The organism is Agromyces binzhouensis, assembly GCF_004135055.1.
GTDB lineage: Bacteria > Actinomycetota > Actinomycetes > Actinomycetales > Microbacteriaceae > Agromyces > Agromyces binzhouensis.
On sequence record NZ_SDPL01000619.1, the window covers coordinates 1 to 1286 of the forward strand.

2 protein-coding genes are annotated in these 1286 nt (G+C 75.3%); both read right to left on the reverse strand.

Annotation, left to right across the window (positions count from 1 at the left end; translation table 11 throughout):
- The coding region (locus ESO86_RS17170; protein WP_165308288.1) for a hypothetical protein at positions 1-426 on the reverse strand (426 nt) is incomplete at its 3' end.
- The coding region (locus tag ESO86_RS19455) for a sensor histidine kinase (protein WP_165308290.1) at positions 423-1286 on the reverse strand (864 nt) is incomplete at its 5' end. The genes ESO86_RS17170 and ESO86_RS19455, both read right to left, overlap by 4 nt.

Genomic DNA, 1286 nt, shown 5'->3' on the forward strand with positions numbered 1-1286 from the left:
GAGCGCGGCGGCGGCCGGCGCCGCCGTCGGCGTGATGCCGAGGTGGAGCAGGCCCGCGGTCGCCGTGAGGTCCATCGCCACCGGCACCGCGAGCGCGGCGAGCAGGAGCACGTGGGTCCAGTCCGCCACGCGGGTGAGGCCTCGGGTCGCGACGACCGTGGCGACCGCGACGACCGCGAACGCGATCCAGGCGGGACCCGAGCCCGTTCCCGGCGGGAAGACGCCCACGAGGCCCACCGCATGGGCGAGGTGGGCGAGGACGATGACTCCCGCCGCGGCGGTGACCCCGATCGCGAGGCGGCGTCCGCCGTGGGCGCTGCGGATGTCCTCGGCGGCCCGGGCGGATCGTCTCGGGCGATCGAACTGGATCTCGTGCGTCGTGTCGGGGGAGGCCTCGACGGCGGGGGTGCGGCGGAACGGGTTCACGGCTTCGGCACCTCCAGCATGACCGTCGTCCCCGACCCCGGCGAGCTGAAGACCCGCGCGCGACCGCCGACGGCGTGCAGGCGGCCGACGACCGACTCGGCGAATCCGAGGCGTGCCGGATCGACGGAGGCCGGCTCGAATCCGGCGCCCTGGTCGGTCACCATCGCCCGGACCGTGTGCTCGTCGTCGGTCACCGTGACATCCGCGACGCTCACGCCGGCGTGCCTGCGGACGTTCTCGAGGCATTCGCCCAGCGCCCCGAGCAGTGCGTCGAGTGCGTCCTTCGGGAGCACGAGGTGGTTGGCGCCGTGCCAGTTGACGTCGAGCCCGAGGCGTGCGAAGCGCTGGCGGACGGATTCGAACGTGGCCCCGAGCCCGTCGTCGGAGGACTCCGGGGAGAAGATCGCGCTCGAGCCGTTGTCGAGCGGGGCGCCCAGCCGCAGCTGCTTCAGCAGCCGGGCGTCGTCGCCGGCCTGCTGGCGCAGCAGCCCGGTGCCGACTCCGACGCCGGAATGCGCGAGGAGGCTGAGCGTGGCGAGGACGGTGTCGTGCAGCACCCGGGCGTCCTGGCGCTGCTGGGCCTCGGACTCGCTCGCCAGGCGCTCGGCCTCGTGCGCGCGCCCGACCTCGTCGATCCGCTCCGCGGCGCGGTCGATGGCGCGGGCGAGCCAGATCCCGACGATCACGCAGGCGCTCCAGCCCGCGGCGGTGGCGATGACGACGAGACGCACGTCGGCGCCGGCCGCTGCGGACGCCCCGAGCGCCACGAGGATCGACGCGGCGCTCGCCACGATCACCGCGGGCCCCGCCGGACGCACCACGAGGGGGATCGCGAGGGAACCGGCGGAGAGCGCGGCGAC